This window comes from Bryocella sp. (assembly GCF_058498515.1).
Window position 1 is genome coordinate 13,026 of the sequence record NZ_JBMHYI010000035.1, and the last position, 21,073, is coordinate 34,098.

The following is a 21,073-nucleotide window of genomic DNA, read 5'->3' on the forward strand; positions in this document are numbered from 1 at the left end:
TTTCAGCTGGATCGATTTCGAGTCCATATGGCCCAGATATGCACGGGGCCAGGCGCGATATCCTTGAGACTGCCAAGCCCGATGACGACCACCACCGACACCAGCCGCGACGCCGGATTGACGCCCGCCATGCGCCAGTACCGCGCGGCCAAGGACGCGTATCCAGATGCGCTGATCTTCTTCCGGATGGGCGACTTCTACGAGCTCTTCTATGAGGATGCGGCGGTGGCGGCGCGCGAGCTGCAGCTGACGCTGACGGCGCGCGACAAGGCGCGGTCGGTGCCGATGTGCGGTGTTCCCTACCATGCGGCTCCGGGGTATCTGCAGCGACTGCTGCGCAAGGGTTTCCGGGTCGCGCTGTGCGACCAGATGGAAGACCCGAAGTTTGCCAAGGGCGTGGTGAAGCGCGAGGTGACTCGGGTGCTGACGCCGGGGACGGCGCTGGACAACACGCTGGAGGCTAGCCAGAGCCAATGGCTGGCGAGCGTGGCGGCGGTGGGGTCGGGCGCGAGCGCGTGCGTGGGTGTGGCGTCGATTGATTTGTCCACCGGGGACTTTCGCGCGACGGAGTTTGCCGGCGGAGCCGCCTGGGCGCTGGCGCTGGATGAGCTGGGGCGGATGCGGCCAGCAGAGGTACTGCGGGCGCAGGGAGCTGGCTTCGGCTCGGGCGCTGGTGCGACGAAGCAGGGCGAACTGGGGAGCGATGGGGCCGCCCGGACTGCGAAGAGTACCGAGGCGGCTGATCTCGGCGCGACCGATACTCCTCTCGAGGATTGGGTCTTCACGGACGAGTATGCGTTGCCGCTGTTGCGGCAGCAGCTCAAGGTGCATTCGCTGGACGGGATGGGGCTGACGGGGCATACCGCGGCGGGAGTTGCAGCCGGGGCGATTACGCATTACCTGCGCGCGACCAAGCAAGGCGCGCTGGAACACCTGGACACGCTGAGGTTCTACTCCCGGCTGGACTGCCTGGAGATGGATGCGGTGACGGTGCGGCACCTGGAGCTAGTCGATCCCTTGCTGTCGAGCGATGGGGCCCAGACGACGTTGTTCTGGACGATGGATGCGTGCTGCACGCCGATGGGAAAGCGGCTGCTGCGGGCTCAGCTGGTGCGACCGATGCAGGAACGAGCGGCGATCGATGCGCGACTCGATGCAGTCGGCGAGGCCGCTGCGGACATTCGTAGGCGCGAGGCGCTGCGGCGGTCGATGGACGGTGTGCTGGATCTCGAGCGGCTACTCGGGCGGGTCGCGCTGGACTCGGCTGGCCCGCGCGAGGTGGTGGCGCTGGGCAACACGCTGGCGAAGCTGCCGGGGGTGCGTGCGGCGACGACATTGCTGGTGAGCGCTCGGTGGACGGAGCTGGCGCAGGGGCTCGATCCGCTGGAGGACTTGAGCGGGCGCATTGCAGCGACGCTGGTGGAAGAGCCGCCGGTCACGTTCAACGATGGTGGAGCGATTCGCGGGGGCGTGGATGCGGAACTCGATGAACTGCGCGAGCTTTCGACGAATGGAAGGCAGAAGCTGGCCGCGATCGAGGAGCGGGAGCGCGAGCGGACGGGAATAGGGTCGCTGAAGGTGCGGTTCAACTCGGTGTTCGGGTACTACATCGAGATCACGAAGGCCAACGCGAAGGCGGTGCCGACGGACTACGAGCGCAAGCAGACGCTGGTGAACGCGGAACGCTATACGACGCCGGAGCTGAAGGAGCTGGAGCAGAAGATCCTCACCGCGCAGGAGCGGTCGGTGGAGATCGAGCGCAGGATCTTTGCGGAACTACGGCGCGACCTGCTGGCGAACGCGGGACGGGTTCGGGAGAGCGCGCGGAGAGTTGCGGAGATCGACCTGCTGGCTTGCTTCTCTCACCTAGCGGCGCTACGCGGATGGGTGCGGCCGACGTTGGAGGAGACGCCGGTGCTGGAGGTGATCCATGGACGGCACCCGGTGGTGGAGCGGCATCTGGAGGAGTCGGGTGCGGGGCGGTTTGTGCCGAACTCGGTGTATCTGTGTGCGCATGATTCTGCTTCCACCCATGACGATGGAGCTGTCATGGATGGGGCACCCGGTCCGTTGCCTCAGCATCCGTCGCTGGCGTTGATTACCGGGCCGAACATGGGTGGTAAGAGCACGTATCTCCGGCAGGCGGCGCTGCTGGTGATCCTGGCGCAGTGTGGGAGCTTTGTCCCGGCGGAGCGGATGCGGCTGGGGTTGGTGGACCGGGTGTACACGCGCATTGGGGCGAGCGATAACCTAGCGCGGGGCCGATCGACGTTCATGGTGGAGATGACGGAGACGGCGGCGATTTTGAATACAGCGACGGCGCGGTCCCTGGTGCTGCTGGACGAGATGGGGCGTGGCACAGCGACCTATGACGGCCTGTCTCTGGCATGGGCCACGGTGGAGCATCTGCACAATACGGTGGGGGCACGGACGCTGTTCGCGACGCATTATCACGAGCTGACGCTGCTGGCCGACCGGCTGGAGCGGATGGAGAACCTGCGCGTGGTGATCAAGGAGAACGCGGGCGGGATCGTGTTCCTGCACACGGTGGAGCGCGGGGCGGCGAGCAAGAGCTATGGCATCGAGGTGGCTCGGCTGGCGGGGCTACCGTCAGCTGTCATCACGCGGGCGCGCGAGGTGTTGAAGCTGCATGAGCGGGCGGAGTCACAGCAGGTGCGCGAGGCTGCGCCGACGGCGGAGCGGACGCCATCGCTGCAGATGACGATGTTTACGCCGCTCTCGCAGAAGATTGTGGATCGGCTCGAAGAGATTGACGTGGATGGGCTGACGCCCCGCGATGCGCTGAGCCTGCTTGCGGAGTTGCAGCGAGAGCTGAAGGGTGGAGCATGAAGCGTAATTTCTGGCCTGTGCCGACGAAGCCGCGCGCGATGACGGTGGCGGGGGTGATGAGTGGGACGTCGGCGGATGGCGTGGATGTGGCGATCTGCCGGGTGCGGCCGAAACGAGATTCGACTCCGACGCTGAAGGTGCTGGCGCATCGGGGATTTGCGTATCCGAAGAAGCTGCGTGAGGCGGTGCTGGCGGCTGGCGGAGCGCAACATCCGAACTCGAGCAGTGTGCCGGAGCTGGCGCGGTTGAGCTGGCGACTGGGGTCGTTCTATGCGGAGTGCGTGGAGAAGACGGCGACGGATGCAGGGCTGGAGCTCGACCTGGTGTCGATGCATGGGCAAACGATCTATCACCAGGCGGTTGCGGAGAAGTACCTGGGCGAGGCGGTGCGGTGTACGTGGCAGATCGGTGAGCCATCGCTGGTGGCAGAGCGGCTGCGGGTTCCGGTGGTGAGCGATCTGCGTCCTGCGGATATGGCTGCGAGTGGGCAAGGTGCGCCGCTGGTGCCGATGTTCGACTTCTGCGTGCTGCGGCATGCGACGCGGAATCGGATTCTGCTGAACCTGGGTGGCATTGCGAACCTGACGGCGATTTCTGCGGGCGGGGCGCTGGATGATGTGCTGGCGTTCGATACGGGGCCGGCGAGCATGGTGATCGACCAACTGATACAGGGGTTGTATGGCAAGTCCTACGATCGCAACGGCGCGGTTGCGCGGCGCGGTCGATTGCTGGAGGATGTTGTCGACCAGTTGGCCGCGGAACCTTATTTCCTGGCAGCGCCGCCAAAGAGCTGCGGACGTGAGGAGTTTGGCGAGAGGTTTGCGGAGCGGCTGCGAGCTCTTTGCGAGAAGAAGGGCGCGGGGCCTGAGGATGTCGTGGCGACAGCGACTGCAATAACGGTGCGAACGGTGATCGATGCCTATGTGAACTGGTGTTGGCCGCACCTGGGTCAGCATGCGCCTGCAGCGAAGGCAACCGAGCTGATTGTGGCCGGCGGCGGCTCGCGCAATCGTACGCTGATCGACGGACTGAGATCGCACTTGGAACCGCTAGGGGTCTCGGTGCGGACGATCGATGACTTTGGAATTGCAAGTGAAGCGAAAGAGGCTGCAGCGTTTGCTCTGTTGGGCTGGTTCACGTGGCATGGCCTTCCCGGCAACGTGCCCTCGGCTACCGGCGCCTCGCGGGCCGTCGTGCTGGGTAGAGTGACGCTGGTATGAAGCTGGCGTCTGCGTGGTGCGCGGCGATGGCTGCAGCGTCGCTGCTGCTGGTATGCGGGTGTCAATCGCGCCCGCGGGATGCTGGCACGCTGCATATGATCATCGAGAGCTCGCCGAACAACCTGGATGTACGGCAGGGTACGGATGCGCAGTCGGAGCGGGTTGGCGGCCTGATCTATGAGGGGCTGGCGAAGAAGGATGACCACTTCAACCTCGTGCCATGGCTGGCGACCGCGTGGGAGCGGCCCGACCCGCAGACCTGGGTGTTCCATCTACGGCCGGGCGTGCGCTTCCATGATGGCAAGGCGCTGACGGCCGAGGATGTCGCGTGGACGATCGAGAGCATGACCAACGGCGCTCTGGTGACAGCGAAGGGTGGGGCGTTCCGGAACATCGACAAGGTAAGCGTGCCTGCACCGCTGACGGTAACCGTGCACACGAAGGCTCCGGACAATGGGCTGTTGTTCAATATGAGCGATGGCCTGTTCGGGATAGTGGAGAAGGGCGCGGGGCGCGACGAGGGACTGCATCCGGTGGGGACGGGGCCGTTCGAGTTCGTGAGCCAACTGCAGGACAAGGAAGTCGTGCTGCAGCGCAATGCGAGCTACTGGGGTGGAGCTCCGCACATCGAGCGGGTGCGCTTCGAGGTGATTCCGGACACGATCACGGCGGCACTGGAGATGAAGAAGGGCTCGGCGGATATTGAGTCGAATGTGCTCTCGGAAGACATGGTGCATGCCCTGACGGGGCTGGCGAACCTGCGGGTCGAAGGCGCGACCGGAGCGGCGGTGATCTATGCGAACTTCAATACGGCTGACCCGGTGCTGCACGATCCGCGGGTGCGGCAGGCGATTGCTTGCGCGATCGACCGCGATGCGTTAATCCGCACGTTGTGGCGAGGGCATGCGGTTGCTGCAGAAACGCTGCTACCAATCGGGTCGTGGGCAGCGGCGGACGTGGCGACTCTCGAGCATTATCCGCATGATGTAGCGCGGGCGGTGAAGCTGCTGGATGAGGCTGGATTGGAGCCGGATGCGAGTGGCATACGGCTGCGGTTCACGATCAAGACGTCGACCGATGAGACGGTGAGGCTGGAGGCGCAGGCGATCCAGCAGCAGCTTCGGGCGGCGGGGATCGAGATGAAGATTCGCTCAGCGGAGTTTGGGACCTTCTACTCGGACATCACGCATGGAGCGTTCCAGATGTACATCCTGAAGTGGATTGGCGTGAACGAAGATCCAGACATCTTCCGCTATGCGTATGCGTCGACGAGCTTCCCGCCGAAGGGAGCGAACCGCGGCAAGTATGCGAATGCGCGCGTCGATACATTGCTGAGCGCGGCGGCTACGGAGACGGATCAGGATATGCGACGTCAGGAGTACGTCGAGGTGCAGGAGATCCTGGCGCACGACCTGCCGAGCATTCCGTTGTTCTACCCGAACAACGAGGTGGTGCACTCGACGCGGGTGAGCGGGATTGTGCTGAATCCGGGTGGGACATTCGACTTTTTGCGGACGGCGGAACTGCGCTAGAGGAGCCCGTTTCTCGATCAAGCGCTCTCCAGGACGCAACCTGTATGAGCGCCCGATTGCGCTGTTTGACAACAATACATTGCTAAGAGAATAATTGTGAGCCGTACGACGACGGTTCTATTCATCGTTTTGACGGACTTCAGGATGGAAAGCCTCGCTAATGAAGGCCTCCTGTTTTCGTTTTCTTTCCATTGTTCCCTCTGATTGATTTGAGGCCTACAGCACGAGGAGTATTTCCATGACTTTTTTGCGGACCCGCTGGGCAGCGCTTGCGCTGGCTACAGCAGTCGCTTTACCTTCCCTCCATGCGCGCGCGCAGGAGTTCCGCGGTACGCTTAGCGGCGCCGTAACCGATCCCACCGGCGCTTCGATTCCGGGCGCCACCGTCGTCGTGAAGGAGACCCACACCGGGACGACGAACCAAACCAAGACCGATTCGCAGGGTCAGTTCGTGGTTCCCTTCCTTCTCCCCGGCGACTATTCGGTCACCGTGTCGATGGACGGATTCTCGACGGTGAACCGCGGCAACATCACGCTGCAGTCGCAGGAGCACCCGATCATCGACGTGCAGCTTCCCGTCGGGGACACGACTCAGACCGTGACCGTTTCCTCCGCACCGCCTCTGATCGACCAAGCGAACGCAAGCGTTGGCCAGGTCATCTCGACAGAGTCGGTTGCTGACCTGCCGCTGAATGGCCGCACGCCGACAACGCTGACCGAGCTTTCTGAAGGCGTGATCACAACGGCGGCTCCCCAGATTGTGCATCCGTTCGACAACGGCGCGGGAAACTCCTGGTCGATTGGTGGAACACCCAATCAGGTCAGCGAAGTTCTGCTGGATGGATCGCCGGACCTGACGCTGCTGGGTGCACTGGCCTATGCGCCGACGCAGGATTCCGTGCAGGAAGTCTCGATTCACCCCTTCGACACCGATGCCAGCTTTGGCCATACCATCGGCGGCGTCATCAACCAGATCACGAAGTCCGGCGCCAACCAGTTTCACGGCACGGCATATGAGTTCTACCAGACCGCCGGACTGGACGCGAATTCCTACTTCAATAAGCGTGCAAACCCGATCGTGTCGCGGCCCAACGCGCACTATCAGCAATACGGTGGCACCTTCGGCGGCCCTGTCCTTATTCCCCATGTCATCAATGGCAAGGACAAGCTCTTCTTCTTCTTCGCCTATGAAGGCTTGCGCGACTCGACTCCGGCCTCGACCACGCTCACAGTTCCTACCATGGCGGAGCGTAGCGGCGACTTTTCGCAGACGCTCGCTGCCGGATGTCCTACCGGCTTCAACAACAACCCTGCTACTGCCGCCGCGATGTGCAATGCCGACCCTGCCATCAGCCAGCCCATACCCTACGTGGACCCCAACCAGCTTTTCAATCCATTCACCGCAACCCTCAACTCCAAGGGCCTGATCGTCCGCCAGCCTATCCTGAACAACCAGCTCAATACCGTCCAGGCCGTCAATTCAGTGGCTGCGGCCTACTTCAATCTGTATCCCGCTCCGAACAACACGACCGGCGCCACGGCGAATGGTCTCGGCAACTACATCAGCCCCGCACCTTCTGTCGATACGTACTCCAACGAGTTTGGGCGGCTGGACTATAACCTCGGCTCGCGGGACCACATCTTCTTCGACTTCCGGCACAACATCCGCACGCAGGTAAAGAACAACTACTTCGGCAACAACACCACCGGCACGACACTGCAGCGCGAGAACTTTGGCTCAACGCTCGACAACGTCCTCACCATCAACTCGACGACGATCCTCGATACGCGCGTCAACTGGACCTACTTCGGCGAGACCCACGGCACGCCCGCGCAGGCCTATAGTGCAGCCACCGTCGGCCTTCCGTCCTACCTCGCCAGCAACAGCGCGCGGCAACAGCTGCCCTGCATCAACTACACCACCTCGTCCACGGTCGGCACCTGCAGCGCCAGCACCTCCACATTTGCGGAGCTTGGCGACAACACGTCCGCGCTCGATCCGACGACCAGCTACCAGTTCTTTACGGACATCGTGAAGATCGTCGGCCGCCACACGCTGAAGATTGGCTTTGATGGCCGCCAGTACCGCCTCTCCATCGAGAACTTCGCTAACGCCGCAGGCAGCTTTGGCTTTGGCGGCAACGAATTCGTCAACGGAGGCTCCGGCTTCACTGGCGCTGCCTCTACTGTCAACTTTGGCGGAGATCTGGCCAACCTGTACTTCGGTCTGCCGACGGCGGGACAGTTCGATATTCCCGCCCGCGCCGACTACCACTCGTACTACACCGGCTCGTTCCTCCAGGACGACTGGCGTGTCAGCGACAAACTTACCGTCAATGTTGGCCTGCGTTTCGACATCGATACCCCCTTCCGCGAGAAGCTGGGCCATACGGTGAACGGCTTCAACCCGACCGCAACGAACTCAGCCTCCGCCGCGGGCTCTGCCGCCTTCAAGCCGCAGACCGCAACCAACGACGGCGTCACGGCATCGGTCGCAAGCATCAACACCCTGGGTGGTCTGACCTTCCCGAATACCCCCAACGGCGCGCCGTACAACACCAACGCCGGCTTCTTCTCACCGCGCATCGGCTTCTCCTATAGCGCCAATGCGAAGACCGTGGTCCGCGGCGGTTTCGGCATCTTCGTTCAGCCTGAGACGCTTGCTTCCCTCGCTGCCACTGGCACTTACTCCTCCAATGCCATCAGCAACCAGGAGGGCTTCAGCGCAACAACCTCCTACATCGCTTCGAACAACAGCTTCCTGAGCCCGATCTCGGCCAACGCTCTCTCCAACCCCTTCCCCGGCGGAGCATTCTCCCAGCCGGCAGGATCGTCCCTTGGAGCCAGCACCTTCCTCGGCCAGACCATCAGCTTTCTGGCGCCCAACCAGCATGACCCGTATTCCGAACGCTGGGACCTTGGCATGCAGCAGTCGGTTACCAACAGCACGCTCGTTGAGTTCCTCTACGTTGGCAATCACAGCCTGCACCTGCCCATCGCCACCCAGAACCTGAATGCGACGGAGCGCCAGTACCTCACCACGAACCCCTATCTCAATGAGGGACTTGTGCAGGACTACGGGACCAAAGTCGCCAATCCCTTCGCCGGCCAGGTCGCTCCGCTGGGGACCTCGTCCACGCTCAGCCTGAGCAGCCTGCTCGTCCCTTACCCGCAGTTCAGCAGCGTCAATATCCAGAACCAGACCATCGGCCAGTCCTACTACCACTCCGCCATCGCCCACATCGAGCAGCGCACAAAGCATGGTCTGACCCTTACGGCGAACTTCAGCTTCTCGAAGCTGACGGAAGCTGACACCTTCCTCAACGACGAAGACAGCACACCGACCCACCGCATCTCACCCTTCGATCACACCTATCACTTCACTACCGGGGGAACCTACGAGCTTCCCTTCGGCCGGGGCAAGATGTTCGACTTCGGTGGAAGCCACCTCATGGACGAGATCCTTGGCGGCTTCGTTGTGAACGGCATTTATCAGTTCCAGACCGGTGCGCCGATCGAGTTCTCCGCCGACATTCCGCTGGCGCCGGGTGCGACTCTGGCCAGCATCACCAACCAGACCCGCAACACGTCACCGACAACCTCCAATAAACCGGCGCTTAACACGGCGGCCTTCGTCACAGGCACTTCCACCTCCTGCCCGACCTCCGGCGCGTGCGATGGAACGCAGTTCATCAACGGCCAGTACGTGTTCCACTACCGCACGTTGCCGCAGACGCTCTCCACGGTTCGCTCCGACGGCTTCAACAATCTCGATGCGTCGCTGCTGAAGGACTTCCACTTCACCGAGAAGACCTATCTCCAGCTTCGCTTCGAGACGTTCAATACCCTCAACCACGCCGTCTTCGCCGCGCCTAACGTTTCGAGCGCAACCGCTTCCAACTTCGGCTACATTACCGCGGTCGCCGCCAACAGTCAGCCCCGCCAGATCCAGCTCGGCGGACGGTTCGTTTTCTAGATCCGGCTCCATCCAACGAGAGAGGGCGTCCTAAACGGACGCCCTTTTCTCTTTCGTAGCATGAGGGGCGAGGAGCACAGCGCGTACTTGGCAGGGATATAGTGCGAGACGTCCCACCGTTCACCTTGCATCTGACTGTGTGAGGGCTCGGATGATCAACGACCTTTGGTACAAAGATGCAGTGATTGACTGTGTCTCGGTATCGCCCAGGCGAGCGCAGATTCGCGGCCGCTGGTGAAGGCGATGAAGGACACCAAGCCGAGACCGGCCACAGCACAGTGGGGGCAGTTCCTGCGCAATCACGATGAGCTGGACCCGCCTCGCGGTGCGGCTGTCGCCGGATGACCATTTCTTCATCGTTATCTTTTCCAAGATGCACAGTCCACATATCGTCCCATAATCAGACTGGGGACTATTGCGTATGACTACGGCCTACCTGAATCGCATCGCCACCGCCGTGCCCGAGCACGACGTACATGACGCTTTCGTTATCTTTGCCGAACAAATGCTCTCCGATCCGCGGCTGCGTGCTGTGTTCCGCCGCATGGTGAGCCGCGCCGATATCGCGCACCGTTATTCGTTCCTCGATCCGTATAAAGGCTCCGGCAACTTTTCGTCGCATGATGCCGCGGAGTTTTATCAGACGGGCAACTTCCCCGACACATCGCGGCGCATGGAGTTGTTTGAACAGACCGCTCCTGTGCTGATGAGGAAGGCCGTGGACCGGCTTGCGCTCAGCGAGGAGGAGCGCACCGGTATTACGCATGTGCTCGTGACCTGCTGCACGGGGCTCTACGCGCCAGGGCTGGACTTCGAGATCGTCGACCACCTTGGGCTCTCGCCAGATGTGGAGCGCACGATGGTCGGATTCATGGGCTGCTACGCCGCGATCAATGCGCTGAAGCTGGCGCGGCACATTGTGCGCTCAGACCCGAAGGCTGGCGTGCTGATGCTCAACCTGGAGCTGTGCACCCTGCATTTTCAGGAGACACAGGATCTGGAACAGATACTTTCCTTCCTGGTCTTTGCCGATGGCGCAGCGGCAAGCCTGATCACGGCGCGCGAGCAGGGCTTCGCGCTGGACAGCTTCAAAGCGGTGATGGTGCCTGAGACGAGGGGGCTCATCACGTGGAAGGTTCGTGGGCTGGGCTTCGACATGTTGCTGTCTGGGCAGGTCCCGGCAGAGCTGGGCCGAGCTCTGCATCAAGGAGGGTTAATGGCGGAACTCGATGACGTCGACCTGTGGGCGGTGCATCCCGGCGGCCGTTCGATTCTGGATGCGGTGGAGAAGGGGTTGGATTTGCCACCAGATGCGCTGGCGGCGTCGCGCGAGGTGTTGTCTCGCTTCGGCAACATGTCGTCGGCGACGGTGATGTTTGTGTTGGAACGAATCATGCAGGAGGCGCAACCCGGGCAGCGCGGATGTGCGATGTCGTTCGGACCTGGGCTGACAGCGGAGACGATGCGGTTCCATGTCGCCTAGTCCGGGGATCGACTTCAGTCGGCGCGTCTCTCCTCGTGAGTTGCCGGAGCTCATGGATGGGGATTGCGGCTATGAGGATTTCCGCGCGTGCCTGGGCAGTCTGGAGCAGGTCAACCGGTGGTTGCGGGGATATCGGCCGACGCTGGCCTGGCTCGAGCGACTACCTCGTGGGCTGGGTCATCCGGTGCATATCCTCGATGTGGGCAGTGGCGGGGGGGATCTGCTGCGCCGAATTGCAGGCTGGACACAACGGCGCGGTGTTGGGGTGAAGCTCACAGGGATCGACTTGAATCCTTATGCGGCGCGTGCGGCAGCGGAGGCAACTCCGAAGGAGCTTGGAATTACCTGGGTGACCGGAGATGCCCTGGCGTACCGGCCAGAGAGGCCCGTGGATATCATCGTCAGCTCGCTGATGGCACATCATCTGGAGAACGAGGCGATCGTGGCACTGCTGCAGTGGATGGAAGCTACCGCGCGAATGGGTTGGTTTATCAATGATCTGGAGCGATCGGAGAGAGCGAGCCGGGCGTTTCAGTGGGCAGCGGGGGTAGCGCGGTGGCACCGCTTTGTGCAGCATGACGGGCCTGTGTCCTTCCGGCGCGCCTTTCGGAAGGAAGACTGGGCACAGTTGCTGGCAACAGCGCAGATCCCGCCCGAGAGTGTGACGGTGGAACCCTGGAGGCCAGGACGGTTGTGCGTGGGGCGATGGAAATGACGTTGGCGACTCTGAAGCGTCGCGCTGGACGAAGAGATATTTTGCGGTCGGCCCCGTCCCCCGTATCGCCCACCCCATCACGTCTAATTATTTGAGAGGCGAAACGTGCCAACTTCTATTCTGTCAGTGCCCAGTTCCACCGGATCCAAATTCAAGACTGTTCTCTGGGCCGCGCTTGGCCTCACGGTGCTCTTCGTCTTCATTACGTCGGAAGTCCTCCTCGTCACTGACTATCCGATGTACCACGCCTACCGTCTGCAGGTCATCGCGGATCGCCATCTCCTCATCCCGCATACGCTCGCCGGAACACTCGCTCTGTTGATCGGGCCGATCAATTTCTCCTCGCGGATCCGCCAGCGTCACCTCAAGCTCCATCGCATCCTGGGCCGCGTCTACGTCCTCTCCGTGTTTGTTGGTTCCTTCACGGGGATCGCTCTGGCGGCCGGCCGCCCGGGGTTACCCGGAACCTCCATGCAAGCGGCCGCCTGGATGGTGTGCACCACTGCCGCCTTTCTCACCGCACGCAACCGCCACATCGTCCAGCACCGCCAATGGATGGCGCGATCCTACGCTGTGACCTTTACCTTCGTCTCCAGCCGCGTGCTCAACCTGTGGCCACGCTACTGGAGCCATCTCGGGGATTCGCTCTCGGCCGTCGGCGTGATTGCTTTCACGCTCGCCTCGCTGCTCCTCGTCGACCTTGGAATCGGCTGGCGAGAGCTCACGACTCGGAATAGTTGATGGTCGGTTCTGCGTTCGTCCGTTTCTGTCGCTCTCGAGACGTCGTTCTGCAGCCCCGTGCTATTTTCCGAAGCTCGTCCCCTCAAGTTCCGAGTTGATCACGGGCCCGTAGCCACCTAATTGTCCCGCGATCCTTACGACCGCGGGCTCCTCACCCTCCTGAACCCAGACGAACACATCTTTTGGCTGAAGGCCGATGAGCCGCGCGATTACACCCACGATGCCGCCGAGTTCCGGATGGATACGAAACACCGTCGCCTTCAGGCTCTGCTCTCCCGTGTGAAACGGCTGCTCGCCCTCCGGCGTGATGAGGAGTTGAATCAATCGGCCGCCGCCGACGGGCGCCAGCATTCCCACCCGAAATGCCTTCGTATTCGCTGGCACATTGAGCAGCAGCGTTCCAACAAAGCCATTCGCCATGTCATCCGGTAGAGCCACGTGTTCGCTCTCCGTATGGACCTTGCCGTTCTTGTCCGTTGTGCGGGTGGTCGCTATCCCCGTGGCGGCTTCTACGGCAAAGTCGACAGGTTTCGCAAAGAAGGGCCCTTTCTCAACATGATGATTGCGCAGTAGACGAAACGTGCCGTGCTGCCGGTACGTCGTCGTTTCATCATCAATCGACCCATCCGCAAATCGATAGGTCAGACGCATTGTCACCTCGTCGCCTTCCACGACCTGCGAGAACTCGCCTCTGGCGACGATGTTTCCAGCCTCAGAACGCGCCACCATGAACCGATGCATCGGGCGTTGGATATGTTCCACTGGAATTGGTTCTGCGGACGAGTGGAGGCACAGCGTAATCGCCCCCAAAGCGCCTATCAGGAAATGGTTCTGCCTCATCAAATACCTCGTACCTCGGTCTGGCAGGTTAGACGCCTGCCGCCGCCTCGGGGAACCTAGCATATTCTCGCCGCAACTCGCACACACCGTGCCGACAGCCCTTACCGTAGCCAAGATGACGTTTTGTACAGAATCACTTTTCAAACTGTTTTTGACCCGTCTATCAGATTGAATACAGATGGAAATCCAGCTACGAATTGATGGGACTTCCGGTGAAACCAGGAGCAACGATTTGCAAGACGAAGTTCTCATCCTCGGCGGTGGAGTGGCGGGTTGTGCCGCTTCGATCGCGCTCGCTCGAAAGGGACGGAGCGTCACGCTGATTGAACGCGAGCCGACACCCCGCCATAAGGTCTGCGGAGAGTTCCTAAGCGGCGAGGCCCTTGAGGATCTGCACGCACTTGGCATCGACGTGGTCTCACTTGGCGCGGTGCCCATCAGGTACGTCCGCCTCGCAGCCGCCAAGCGTGCAGCAGAGGCCCCGTTGCCGTTTCCTGCAGCCTCGCTCACCCGGAAGACGCTTGATACGGCGCTCATTGCCGCCGCCATTGCCGCAGGGGTCCGGGTAGAGCGCGGCCGAAGTGTACAGGCGCTGAGCCGCACGACCTCCAATGTCTGGCAAGCTACGCTCGATGACGGCACTCTCCGTGAAGCCCCAACGGTCTTCCTCGCCACGGGCAAGCACGATCTTCGCGGCCATAGCCGGCCGAAGGACCCAGAGCAGTGGGTCGCCTTCAAGATGTACTTTCGCCTGACTTCCGCGCAGGCCGATGAACTGAAGGGCGCCTCCGAGCTGATGCTCTATCCCGGAGGCTATGGTGGGATTCAGCCGGTGGAAGACGGTATTGCAAATCTCTGCTGCGTGGTGCAACAGCGGTATCTGGCCCAGGGGACTAATCGCTGGGAGAACTTCCTCGCGAAGATGCAGCAGGATTGTCCTCACCTTGCGATGAGGCTCGCCGGTGCGGAGCCGCTGCTCGCCAAGCCAATCGCCATCACGCACATCCCTTATGGCTATATCCGCCGCACGAGCGAGGATGGACTCTACTGCATCGGCGATCAGGCAGCCGTTATCCCCTCATTCACTGGCGATGGGATCTCCATCGCGCTGCATACGGCGCGATGTGCCGTTGCGGCCCATCTCGCAGCGGTACCGGCACCGGCCTTCCAAGCTGAACTGCGCTCGGCGCTGCTGGCTCAGATGCGTCTTGCTGAGTTCGCGGCCGATGGTTTGAACAACTCATTTGCACGGGCAGTATTGCCGTTCTGCTTGAGGGTCTGGCCCGGGGTGATGCGCGTGACGGCCAGACTGACGCGCGTCGCCCAGCACGCCAGTGTCGCCCCCCATGCGGGCGTCGTTCCGCCGGCGATAGCCAGTTGAATTGCTGACGTGCGCGCCCAGTAGCGTACCTGCCCGCTCAATCGAACTCCGCCTACACGCATGCGCGGAGAGGCGCTGAAGCAGTCTGCTTGGGCACGCTCGCGTCGACCCAGGAGTCCGAGCCCATAGAAGGCGGGTCCCGAACTTCATCGTGCCGTAACATACTGCGGCATAGATTTGACCCTACGATGCGTGTACTCGTGGTGGAGGACGATGCCAGGATCGCCGGGTTACTTGAGCGGGGGCTGAGCCAAAATGGCCATCAGGTCTCGGTAGCGGGTGATGGCCTCATCGCGGTGGATGGATTGTTAAGCGGGGACTTCGACGCGGCGCTGCTTGATGTTCTTCTGCCTGGCATTGACGGTCTAACGGTACTGGAGCGTGTTCGAGAGCGCCGCTGCAAGACGCCGATCATGATGCTGACGGCAGTCGATTCGGTGCCGAAGATAGTGAACGCATTTGACCTGGGTGCAGACGATTACCTGGTGAAGCCTTTTCACCTCGATATTCTGCTGGCGCGACTGGGTGCGATCTCCCGCCGCCGGAAGGCGCCCGAATCCGCTGCGCTGTGCGCTGGTGACCTTGTCATGGACACGAGCCGCCGAGCCGTCACTCGCGCCGGGCAGGTGATCCACCTCACCCGCAAGCAATTCGATCTGCTGGAGGCGATGCTGCGGCGACATGACCTGGTGACGACGCGCGAGGATCTCATCGAAGCGGGATGGGGACACCTGGCGGACATCAAGGACAACACACTGGATGTCTATGTCCACGGCCTACGGTCGAAGCTGGAGAGCAGCAGTGGCACAGCGCAGACGATGATCCGCACGATTCATGGCGTCGGCTACATGCTGACAACAAGGTGAGGACCCGGATGTTGCGCCCCCTGGCAATTCGTACGAAGCTAATGCTGCTGTACCTTGTTGTCATCGCGACAGCATTGAGCCTATTCAGCGTGTTCAGCTATGCAGCGCTGCGTTACGCTTTGCTGCGGATGAAGACCGACACGCTTCATGCCAGGGAAGAGCGACTGCTCTCCTACCTGCGACAGAACGAGGCTAACGATCCCCAGCGTTCCCTGGAATCGATCCTGAAGGACTATGGGACGATTGCGCACGAGGGCAATCTCATCCAGTTCCGCGACGAACGCGGCACGATGCTGTATCCCTCTCCCGGATCTGCAGCGGCGAACCTGCTTCCTCCTCCCGCGCCGTGCGCAGGTTCGTCCATCCGCGACGCTGTCGTGGGCGGACAGCCGGCAGCCATCTATTGCGATCACCTCACGCTGCAAGGGCGTCCTGTCGTTCTTTATATCGGCGGCTCCCTCGAAGATCTGGAGCACGTGCTGCAGCTCTATCTGCGATCTTTGTTCCTGCTCTTCCCTGGCGTCTTGCTCATTGCAGCCGTGGGAGGACACTTCCTCAGCCGGCGCGCTCTGCTTCCGGTCGATCGCATGACCAAGGCGGCAGTGAGTATGGGGATCGGCAATCTATCGGCCCGCTTGCCGCTGCCTGCGGCGCGAGACGAGCTGTTTGCGTTGGCGACAGCATGGAATCAGTTGCTGGGCCGGCTGCAGGCTGCAGTGTCGAGGCTCACAGACTTCTCCGCCGATGCCTCACATGACCTTCGCACCTCCATCACGGTGATCCTGGCAACAGCACAGCTCAGCCTGCGTGGCCATCGTGACGACGAGGAGTATCGCGAAGATCTGCAGCGCATCGCCCAGGAGTGCCAAACAGCGACGACGTTGCTCGATGCTCTCCTTTCCTTAGCGCGGAATGAGACGTTCCTGCACGAGGTCCAGTTCACGCAAGTGAACCTCACCGAGCTCGTGCTCTCGGGCTGCAGGCGTGTCGAAGATCTCGCGGAGTCCAGCGGCGTCATGCTCGACTGGAGGATCCCGAGCGAAGAGCTTTGGGTGCCTGGCGACGAGGTGCTGTTGCAACGCCTGCTGGGCATCCTGCTCGACAACGCCATCAAGTACACGCCGGAGTATGGGCAGATCCTCGTCGAGGTGACGCCTTCGCCGCAGGGGCTGTCGATGAGCGTTCGCGACACGGGCATCGGCATCTCCGAGGAGGCGCGCCAGCGAATCTTCGAGCGCTTCTATCAAGGCAATCTGCGCGATAGAAAACACCACGCTGGCAATGGCCTGGGCCTGTCGATCGCGCGATGGATCGCGGAGGCGCATCGCGCAGAGCTCACCGTGGAGAGCGAACCGCTCCGTGGCTCGCACTTCCAGGTCCGCTTTGCGGCTACAGATCCTGCGCGCCCCATGGGGGTCGAGCCAGCCGTCATGCACCACTAAGTCCCGGCTAAGTCGCGGCAGGTGATATATCGCCGAGCGGCGCACACGCACTCACCTTAAAACTTCCTTACGGATTTCAGTGGTTTTCAGACCCGCGAGCCTCTCCTCAGACGGCAGCTCGGATATGAACGCTACGTCATTCAGGGGAGCGCTACTGCTGCTTTTCTCCGCGAATTGAGTCACTTGCATTCTTTGCGCGAAGAGCAGTAAGCATTGAGCTGGTCCCCTCCCTGTGGCTCACGCTCATCTCGTCACAGATTGTTCACGTCCGCTGGCTACGGTCGATCCATCACGGATCAGTCGATCGCCAGGAGGCTCATCATGAGGCGTTTTCCCGCCGTACTATCTTGTGTCATCGCCGCATTGTTCGGCATTTGCTTTCTTGTTCCACTCCAGGTCTTCGCGCAGCAGACCGGATCACTGAGCGGTTCGGTCGCGGACCCGACGGGCGGAGCGCTGCCTAAGGCGACTGTGGTGTTGCACGGCGCCGGCAGTTCCTTCAGTAAGCAGACCACAGCCGATGCGCAGGGCCATTTCAGCTTCGACGGCCTTCTGCCCGGCAGCTATCGCGTAGAGGGTTCGGCGCAGGGCTTCTCGAATAGCGTGCGGAATGTGACCGTCGCAGAGGGCGCATCGAGCAGTGTCTCTCTGCAGCTTTCCGTAGGCGACGTCTCGCAGCAGGTGACCGTCTCCGCGGCGGACTCGGCCTCGATTGCTGCTGAACTCTCTCCTATCCAGGCTCCGCTCGATGCGACGTCGCCGCGCTCAGAGTTCAGCTCCGACTACATCCAGCAGTTCACGTCGCCGATGTCAGACTGGGCCAACATCGTGCAGATGGCGCCCGGCACCTTCAGCAACAGCCCCAATGGTCTTGGTCTCGGACAGACAAAGGTATTCTTCCGCGGCTTCGCGGACGGTAACTACGACGTGACGTGGGATGGTATCCCCTTCAACGACACGAACAGTCCCACGCACCACTCCTGGGCGTTCTTTCCCGAGCAATGGATGGGCGGCATCGACTTCGATCGCAGCCCTGGAACGGCCTCCACCGTGGGACCGACACCGTTCGGCGGCTCCATCAACCTGCTCTCGCGAGAGATACCGAGCGCGCAGGCGGTCCATGTAACCGCCGCCTTTGGTTCTTTCAACACTCAGCTCTACGACGCACAATATGATTCGGGCCCGCTCTTCGGCAACAGTAAGGCGGATATGTCGCTCGATGTGAATGGCATGCGCTCGGATGGATTTCAAACCTTCAACTATCAGCAGCGCATCGCGGGCGACATGAAGCTGCAGTACAAGTTCTCCGACAGCCTCAAACTGACTGGCTACAGTGGTTGGGTGATACTGGATAACAACACACCCAATACGACCACGCCCACTCGCACGCAGGTACAGACGCTGGGCTATAACTTCCTGCTGAATAACGATCCGACCAGCCCGTACTACTATGGCTATAACGGCTATCACCTGCCGACGAATTTTTCCTACCTGGGCCTCGTGGATGAGCTCGGCCATGGATGGAAGCTGGATTTCAAGCCATATAACTACAGCTACAAGAACCACCAGTGGTATTACACCGGCACAGGCACCGTAAACGCAGCCTGCGCCACCAGCTTCGCCTGCACCGGCGATCAACTCAACGGCTATCACAAGTACGGCGAGGTCGGATCGATCAGCCAAACCTCCCGCTTTGGAGTCTTCAACGCAGGCCTCTGGTACGAGTGGGCTTCGACGAATCGGTATCTCTATCCCACGAACCCGTTCACGCGCAGTTTTGCCAGCCTTCCCAACTATCGCGAGTACTTCGTCACGAACTCCTACCAGCCTTACGTGGAGTACTCCTATCGCGCCATCCCTCGCCTGACGCTCACCGGCGGTTTCAAATATGCCTATTACACGCAGGACTTCAATCAGTATGCGGATAACGGCAAGACGATCGGCACTCCCAAGAACGGCGCGCCCTTTGTCTACAGCCACGCTGGCTATGGATCGTCGCTACCCTCGGCCGAAGCCAACTATCGCATTCGCTCGGACTGGTCGGCGTATGCGCAGTTTTCGCAAGGCAGTGTGATACCGCCGAGCAGCGTCTTCGACGTGGCGACGCAGGCGGTAGAGACGCTGCCAAAGCCGGCACGCACGACGGCCTATCAGGTGGGTACGGTCGTCAAGCTCAAGCGCATCATGTTCGATGGTGACTTCTACCGCATCAAGTTCCAGAACGCCTACACAAGCTCAACAGACACCGCAACCGGAGCGACGCTCTATTTCCTCAATCCCGACTCCATCAGCATCGGTGGAGAACTAGAGACCAACGTAGCAATCACACGCAGGCTGAGCGTCTATGCGAACGGCAGTATTGGCCAGGCTCAGTACACGGGTTCCGGGGTTCCTACGGGACTCTGGGTGGCCAACACCCCGAAGTACACTGAGGGCACCGGACTCACCTATCAGCAGCGCAACCTCGATCTAGGCATCTTCGAGAAGGTCGTCGGCCCGATGTGGCAAGACAACAAAACGTTCCACAACCAGGCGCTCGTGAACCCGTACAGCACGACGAACATGTTCCTCAACTACACCGTTCGCAATGGCTCGCACTTCGATGGCACGAAGATCGGCGTCAGCTTCAACAACCTCTTCGACACCAAGAATATTGTCGGGCTGACCCCCGGCAACACGGCAGTGCCGATTGTGCTCAATGGCCTGAAGTCGACCTATCTCGCTAACACCGCGCCGGCCGGCAACGATCTTCTGAGCCTTACCCCAGGGCGCAGCGTGATGGTCTCCATCACCTTCGGACTGCAGCAGAAGCGTTGATCCTTCAACTCGCTTTGGCGAACTGGCGAAGCTGACACAAACTAACCTCATCTCAACCTCAGGAACAGGAACGAGCGAATGCGACACACTCCCACGTTGATTCTTTGTCTCTCGGCAACGTTGTGCTCAGGCTCCACGGCACAGCAGCCCTCGAATGCCCCTTCGTCCATGGCAGCACCGCGCGTCCGGGCGGCTTACTACATCGATCCCACTGTTCTCAACGTGGTCAGCCTGCTTCCGCCACCTCCGGCCGTGGGATCTCCTGCTTACGCCGCAGACCTCGCCGAGTTGCACCGCATCGAGTCGTCGCGCACTCCCGAGCAGACGGCGAAAGCTAAGGCTGATGAAGATGAGGAAGACATGTTCGTCTATAAGACGGTGCTCGGGCCGGCCTTCCGCGCGGACGCTCTGCCCATCACCGCTGCCCTGGGCGAGCACGTAAAGAACGAACAGGGCGTCGTGGGTAGCCAACTCAAGGCGACGTTCGCGAGCCCTCGTCCTTACCAGAGCGACCCCACCCTGCACCCCGTATGCGAGAAGACCACCGTGCCTAACTCGTATCCTAGCGGGCACGGGCTTACGGGCTATCTCGAAGCCTTCACCCTCATCCAGCTTGTACCTGAGAAGCGCGAGGCGATCCTCGCTCGCGCCGACGACTATGCGTACCAGCGCATGGTATGCGGCGTTCACTTTCGGGGCGACATCGAAGCCAGCCGCAAGACCGCCTATGTGGTCTTCGGATACATGATGGCAACCCCACGTTTCCAACACGACCTGGACGCCGCAAGAGCCGAGCTTCGCCCGGCTCTTGGGCTGTCATCGCGCTAGGGGCTAGACCACCACGCCGCATTCGATTCACCACCGAGAAAGGGATCGGGGCGTGGCCACGGATGGATCCCTCTGGGCGCCATTGGCTGTCAAGGACAGTTTAGAAACCTCGAAGCGGTGATCAGGCCCTTTGAACCCACGTTCTGCCAGTCGACGGGCGAACGAGGCCTACGCGAGCGACCTGGTCGGAGTGACTGGGCTTGGGCGGAGTGACTGGGCTTGGGCGGAGTAGCGCAGCCGCTGTGTCGCTCATGAAGCCTGTGGAGCTGGTTCCACAAAGCGGAATTTCGTATCTGCGCCGCTGATTTCAGTAAGCGCTGCCTGTTGCGATTCGGTTCCTGAAGAAGGCTGGGCAGCGCGATCTATTTCACCCGTGAAACAC

General features: G+C 61.4%; 13 protein-coding genes. 12 read left to right on the top strand and 1 reads right to left on the bottom strand.

From position 1 onward, the window contains the following. Nucleotides 1–81: 81 nt before the first annotated feature. From mutS to AC5E6W_RS10235, 7 genes are all read left to right on the top strand, one after another. Nucleotides 82–2,850 carry a DNA mismatch repair protein MutS gene (gene mutS, locus AC5E6W_RS10205; protein ID WP_491752188.1) on the top strand — a complete coding sequence of 923 codons (2,769 nt, stop codon included), beginning with the start codon at nucleotides 82–84 and terminating at the stop codon, nucleotides 2,848–2,850. Beyond that, nucleotides 2,847–4,070 (top strand): anhydro-N-acetylmuramic acid kinase, encoded by a 1,224-nt coding sequence (locus AC5E6W_RS10210; RefSeq protein ID WP_491752189.1) that lies wholly within the window; start codon nucleotides 2,847–2,849, stop codon nucleotides 4,068–4,070. Before mutS ends, AC5E6W_RS10210 begins: the two co-directional genes overlap by 4 nt. Continuing rightward, nucleotides 4,067–5,602: an ABC transporter substrate-binding protein gene (locus AC5E6W_RS10215; RefSeq protein ID WP_491752190.1), complete on the top strand. Its 1,536-nt coding sequence runs from the start codon at nucleotides 4,067–4,069 to the stop codon at nucleotides 5,600–5,602. Before AC5E6W_RS10210 ends, AC5E6W_RS10215 begins: the two co-directional genes overlap by 4 nt. A 238-nt stretch (nucleotides 5,603–5,840) precedes the next feature. Next, on the top strand, nucleotides 5,841–9,578 hold the full coding sequence (locus AC5E6W_RS10220) for an outer membrane beta-barrel protein (protein WP_491752191.1): 3,738 nt from the start codon (nucleotides 5,841–5,843) through the stop codon (nucleotides 9,576–9,578). Nucleotides 9,579–9,999: 421 nt separating this feature from the next. Then, the gene (locus AC5E6W_RS10225; protein WP_491752192.1) at nucleotides 10,000–11,061 is read left to right on the top strand and encodes a type III polyketide synthase; all 1,062 of its coding nucleotides are present in this window, start codon (nucleotides 10,000–10,002) and stop codon (nucleotides 11,059–11,061) included. Next, nucleotides 11,051–11,776, top strand: a complete 726-nt coding sequence (locus AC5E6W_RS10230; RefSeq protein ID WP_491752193.1) for a methyltransferase domain-containing protein — start codon at nucleotides 11,051–11,053, stop codon at nucleotides 11,774–11,776. Before AC5E6W_RS10225 ends, AC5E6W_RS10230 begins: the two co-directional genes overlap by 11 nt. Before the next feature lie 105 nt (nucleotides 11,777–11,881). After that, nucleotides 11,882–12,517 carry a DUF2306 domain-containing protein gene (locus AC5E6W_RS10235; RefSeq protein ID WP_491752194.1) on the top strand — a complete coding sequence of 212 codons (636 nt, stop codon included), beginning with the start codon at nucleotides 11,882–11,884 and terminating at the stop codon, nucleotides 12,515–12,517. Nucleotides 12,518–12,577: 60 nt separating this feature from the next. On the opposite strand, the gene AC5E6W_RS10240 is transcribed toward AC5E6W_RS10235, so the two are convergent. Beyond that, entirely contained in the window at nucleotides 12,578–13,357 is a 780-nt protein-coding gene (locus AC5E6W_RS10240; protein ID WP_491752195.1) for a hypothetical protein, read from the bottom strand. 178 nt (nucleotides 13,358–13,535) lie between these two features. Here AC5E6W_RS10240 and AC5E6W_RS10245 point away from each other — a divergent pair, with 178 nt between their 5' ends. From AC5E6W_RS10245 to AC5E6W_RS10265, 5 genes are all read left to right on the top strand, one after another. Then, complete coding sequence (locus AC5E6W_RS10245; protein WP_491752196.1) at nucleotides 13,536–14,738, top strand: NAD(P)/FAD-dependent oxidoreductase; 1,203 nt, start codon at nucleotides 13,536–13,538, stop codon at nucleotides 14,736–14,738. A 203-nt stretch (nucleotides 14,739–14,941) separates the two neighbouring features. Next, nucleotides 14,942–15,604 (top strand): response regulator transcription factor, encoded by a 663-nt coding sequence (locus AC5E6W_RS10250; RefSeq protein ID WP_491752197.1) that lies wholly within the window; start codon nucleotides 14,942–14,944, stop codon nucleotides 15,602–15,604. Between the two features lie 41 nt (nucleotides 15,605–15,645). Then, a complete protein-coding gene (locus AC5E6W_RS10255) occupies nucleotides 15,646–17,046 on the top strand; it encodes an ATP-binding protein (protein WP_491752198.1) in 1,401 nt (466 codons plus the stop codon). A 321-nt stretch (nucleotides 17,047–17,367) separates the two neighbouring features. Then, nucleotides 17,368–19,863 (top strand): TonB-dependent receptor, encoded by a 2,496-nt coding sequence (locus AC5E6W_RS10260; RefSeq protein WP_491752199.1) that lies wholly within the window; start codon nucleotides 17,368–17,370, stop codon nucleotides 19,861–19,863. 78 nt (nucleotides 19,864–19,941) lie between these two features. After that, entirely contained in the window at nucleotides 19,942–20,691 is a 750-nt protein-coding gene (locus AC5E6W_RS10265; protein ID WP_491752200.1) for a phosphatase PAP2 family protein, read from the top strand. Nucleotides 20,692–21,073 lie beyond the last annotated feature (382 nt).

What these genes read in the sequence shown, in the direction of transcription:
- mutS (WP_491752188.1), top strand. Translation starts at nt 82, where the DNA reads ATGACGACCACCACCGACACCAGCCGCGACGCCGGATTGACGCCCGCC.
- AC5E6W_RS10210 (WP_491752189.1), top strand. Translation starts at nt 2,847, where the DNA reads ATGAAGCGTAATTTCTGGCCTGTGCCGACGAAGCCGCGCGCGATGACG.
- AC5E6W_RS10215 (WP_491752190.1), top strand. Translation starts at nt 4,067, where the DNA reads ATGAAGCTGGCGTCTGCGTGGTGCGCGGCGATGGCTGCAGCGTCGCTG.
- AC5E6W_RS10220 (WP_491752191.1), top strand. Translation starts at nt 5,841, where the DNA reads ATGACTTTTTTGCGGACCCGCTGGGCAGCGCTTGCGCTGGCTACAGCA.
- AC5E6W_RS10225 (WP_491752192.1), top strand. Translation starts at nt 10,000, where the DNA reads ATGACTACGGCCTACCTGAATCGCATCGCCACCGCCGTGCCCGAGCAC.
- AC5E6W_RS10230 (WP_491752193.1), top strand. Translation starts at nt 11,051, where the DNA reads ATGTCGCCTAGTCCGGGGATCGACTTCAGTCGGCGCGTCTCTCCTCGT.
- AC5E6W_RS10240 (WP_491752195.1), bottom strand. Translation starts at nt 13,357, where the DNA reads ATGAGGCAGAACCATTTCCTGATAGGCGCTTTGGGGGCGATTACGCTG.
- AC5E6W_RS10245 (WP_491752196.1), top strand. Translation starts at nt 13,536, where the DNA reads ATGGAAATCCAGCTACGAATTGATGGGACTTCCGGTGAAACCAGGAGC.
- AC5E6W_RS10255 (WP_491752198.1), top strand. Translation starts at nt 15,646, where the DNA reads ATGCTGCTGTACCTTGTTGTCATCGCGACAGCATTGAGCCTATTCAGC.
- AC5E6W_RS10260 (WP_491752199.1), top strand. Translation starts at nt 17,368, where the DNA reads ATGAGGCGTTTTCCCGCCGTACTATCTTGTGTCATCGCCGCATTGTTC.
- AC5E6W_RS10265 (WP_491752200.1), top strand. Translation starts at nt 19,942, where the DNA reads ATGCGACACACTCCCACGTTGATTCTTTGTCTCTCGGCAACGTTGTGC.